Raw genomic sequence first — 3,516 nt, 5'->3', positions numbered from 1 at the left:
AGAAAAAGAGAAAATGAACAATACAGAAAATAAAACTGAAAGTCAGCACCCCCTTCAGGGGGCTGGGGGGCTAATTATCAGGGAAGCTGTTCAGGCCGATTGTCCGCGCTTAATGGAATTGGTACACGAGTTGGCCCTATATGAAAAAGCACCCGAAGAGGTTACCGTTACCTTACAGCATTTTGAAGAGACCGGCTTTGGCCCAAATCCTGTTTGGAAGGCTTTTGTTGCCGAAGTTAATGGCCTGGTTGTTGGTTTTGCAGTATACTATATCCGTTACTCTACGTGGAAGGGCAGCCGTATGTATCTGGAAGACCTGATAGTGACCGAAGATATGCGCGGCAAAAAGATTGGCAAGTTGCTTTTCGACAGGCTGATACAGGAAGCTAAGGAGCGTGGTTTTAGCGGTATGGTTTGGCAGGTGCTCGACTGGAACGAGCCGGCCATTAACTTTTACAACAAGTACGGCGCGAATATTGAAGCAGGCTGGTTAAATGCTTCGCTCTCGAGGGAGCAGTTATTAAACTACTAAAACATATACCTATGAAAAATCTGTGCCTGTTGTTTTTTATTGTGCTGGGGGTATCATCGTGCCAGTGGGGAGTGCCTAATAAGGTTGCTGAAAAGTCGTTTGATACCCTGCGCTATGCCTATAAAGTAATAAAAGCACGGGCGGCAGATTGCGGCACAAAACCTGACAGCGCCTGTACAGTAGTGAAAATTAACTACCCGTTTTTTGGCGGCGCCAAAGCCTTAAATGATACTATAAACCGTAAGCTTACAGTGATGTTTGCTATGGATGGTAAAGCAGACAGCAGCCTGGAACTGATGACCAAAAATTTCCTGAAATCATATGACGATTTTAAAAAGGATGATTCGCGGTCGGGAATGTTTTTTACGCTGGATGATTCTGTCAAGATGATCCACCAGGATTCGAGTTTAACCACACTTGAAGTGCGTGGCTACTCGTACACTGGCGGTGCTCATGGCGGCACATCTATCACTTTTATCAACTGGGATACAAAAGCCGGTAAAAACCTTAAACTTAATGATGTTTTTGTTAGCGGTTATCATGATAAACTAACTGCCGTTGCCGAAAAGATCTTCAGAAAGAATGAAAAGCTAAACGCCACGGCATCACTTAAGGATAATTATTTTTTCAAGGACGATAAGTTTGCCATTAACGATAATTTTTCGATTACGCCCCTTGGTATCAAATTTTTGTATAACCAGTACGACATAAAACCATACGCAGCCGGTATTACCGAATTGTTTATTCCCTATACACAGATCAAATCATTAGTACAGCCGGGTTCGGTTGTAAGTCAATTCATTAAGTAGTGCGATTTTATCTTGTTTTGATCCTGAGTTTAGTGTTGTTTGCCTGCAAAGGAAGCAAGTCGAAATTCGTATCTGATAATGCCGGACCGGATACTATCAGGTACATCTACAAAACAACAGATTCATTGAATTGCGATAGTGAAAACTGTTATTACACATCAATTAAATATCCTGCCATAAAAAACAAACCAGCATTAAACGATACCTTAAATCATTTACTGTTTAGCTACATTGATCAGGCATACAAACCTAATGTGGATTTTATAGATTTTGTAAAATCTTATAACAAAACCACCAATGCACCGGTAGATACTACAAGAATAGATAGAAGCAAGTTAACAGGTGCTTTAGTGGCTAATCATGTAATTGCTTTTAAATTGCAGATAAAAGATCTCGCAGTACTCGAAATAAGTGATGAGTTGTCGCGCGGTGCGCATCCCAATTTTAATGTCAACTTTTTAAATTGGGATATTAAAACCGACAAAGCGATCACCGCTGATGATATTTTCATCGGAAATTATAAAGCGCCATTAACTGCAATTGCCGAAAAGATATTTCGTAAAAAAAGGGGGATACAGAAGCGTGCTAAATTAAGCGGTTATAATTTCGAAAATGATATTTTTGCGCTGAATAATAACTTTTATATCACATCAAAGGGCATTACTTATCTCTACAACCGTTATGAAATTACAGCATATTCGGAAGGTGAGATAGAATTGGTAATCCCTTATCAATTAATTAAAAATTTATTACGACCCAATACCGTTGTAAGTCAATTCATCAAATAAATGCTTGTTTTTAAATTCGGAGGGGCATCGGTTAAGGATGCCGCGGGTGTTACCAACCTTGCTAATGTTGTAAAACAATATACTGACCAACAATTGCTTATCGTGGTATCGGCCATGGGCAAAACCACCAATGCGCTCGAAAAGCTTACCAAAGCCTATATGGATCAGGCTGATGATATGCACGACATCTTTAACGAGATCAAGGAATATCATTACAATATCCTTGGCGGATTATTTGAGCCGGGCCACCCGGTATTTGATGAAGTGGCCAATACTTTTGTGGAGATTGACTGGGCTATTGAAGATGAACCACATGATAGCTACGATTTTGTGTACGATCAGATCGTATCTATCGGCGAACTGGTGTCGACCCGTATTGTTAGCGCTTACCTGAACAAGGAAGGCCTGAAAAGTAAATGGCTTGATGTGCGGGGTTACGTGCATACAGATAATACTTACCGCGAAGGCATAGTTGAATGGGATAAAACAAAGGCAAGCATTGTTAAGGATATTCCGGCGATGCTTGAAAAAGGTATCGTGGTAACACAAGGCTTCTTAGGTGGCACATCCGAAAATTTTACTACGACACTTGGTCGCGAAGGATCGGATTATACTGCCTCTATATTTGCAGCCTGTTTGGGCGCAGAGTCGGTAACTGCCTGGAAGGATGTACCCGGCATTCTGAATGCTGATCCGAGATACTTTGCTGATACCGTAAAATTTGATGAACTTTCCTACACCGAAGCCATCGAAATGACTTATTACGGGGCAAGTGTTATCCACCCCAAAACCATTAAACCCTTACAGAATGCCCGGATCCCATTATTGGTAAAGCCCTTCACAGATCCATCAGCATCAGGAACAATAATTAAAGAGGATGGACACAATCAGTTTATCAAACCGGTGATCATCATGAAGCAAAACCAGGTATTGCTGTCGGTATCGGGCAAGGATTATTCATTTATTACTGAAGATCACCTGAGCGATGTATTTCGCCTGTTTGCCCAGAACAATGTTAAGGTAAACGTAATGCAAACTTCCGCCTTAAGTTTTTCAGTTTGCTTTGATTTAAATGAGGAACGTTTTGAAAAACTTTTAACGGGTCTTAAGCAGGACTTTAAGGTGAAGTACAATAGTGACTTAACACTTATTACGGTACGTCACGACGGGATAAATACCATCAAAGAATTAACCGAAGGCAAAACTATTTTATTGGAACAGATCAGCAGGAATACGATACAGGTGGTGGTGAGGTAATTAGTTTTTAATTGAATTTAAAAGATCTTTTAATTCGGCGTCTGTTATAGTTTCTGCATCGCTTTTGTCGTATATCTTAAGGAGATAAAGTGTTTCATTATCTAAGTTAACGAGTAGATGAGTAATTACT

At 40.4% G+C, this 3,516-nt stretch carries 4 protein-coding genes; all 4 read left to right on the top strand.

The window, feature by feature from the left end; all coding sequences use genetic code 11:
- Nucleotides 1-112 precede the first annotated feature (112 nt).
- The 4 genes from VF500_RS28900 (at nucleotide 113) to VF500_RS28885 (ending at nucleotide 3,386) form a co-directional block, all read left to right on the top strand.
- Nucleotides 113-532, top strand: coding sequence for a GNAT family N-acetyltransferase (locus VF500_RS28900; protein WP_330862977.1), 420 nt, complete (start codon nucleotides 113-115; stop codon nucleotides 530-532).
- Between the two features lie 11 nt (nucleotides 533-543).
- A complete protein-coding gene (locus VF500_RS28895; RefSeq protein ID WP_330862976.1) occupies nucleotides 544-1,341 on the top strand; it encodes a DUF3298 and DUF4163 domain-containing protein in 798 nt (265 codons plus the stop codon).
- 254 nt (nucleotides 1,342-1,595) lie between these two features.
- On the top strand, nucleotides 1,596-2,129 hold the full coding sequence (locus VF500_RS28890; protein ID WP_330862975.1) for an RsiV family protein: 534 nt from the start codon (nucleotides 1,596-1,598) through the stop codon (nucleotides 2,127-2,129).
- The gene (locus VF500_RS28885) at nucleotides 2,130-3,386 is read left to right on the top strand and encodes an aspartate kinase (protein ID WP_330862974.1); all 1,257 of its coding nucleotides are present in this window, start codon (nucleotides 2,130-2,132) and stop codon (nucleotides 3,384-3,386) included.
- Nucleotides 3,387-3,516: the final 130 nt, after the last annotated feature.

The organism is Mucilaginibacter sp. (assembly GCF_036383575.1).
GTDB lineage: Bacteria > Bacteroidota > Bacteroidia > Sphingobacteriales > Sphingobacteriaceae > Mucilaginibacter.
The sequence above is the reverse complement of the archived record's forward strand: the minus strand, read 5'-3'. Positions and strand labels throughout refer to the sequence as shown.

What these genes read in the sequence shown, in the direction of transcription:
- VF500_RS28885 (WP_330862974.1), top strand. Translation starts at nt 2,130, where the DNA reads ATGCTTGTTTTTAAATTCGGAGGGGCATCGGTTAAGGATGCCGCGGGT.
- VF500_RS28895 (WP_330862976.1), top strand. Translation starts at nt 544, where the DNA reads ATGAAAAATCTGTGCCTGTTGTTTTTTATTGTGCTGGGGGTATCATCG.
- VF500_RS28900 (WP_330862977.1), top strand. Translation starts at nt 113, where the DNA reads ATGGAATTGGTACACGAGTTGGCCCTATATGAAAAAGCACCCGAAGAG.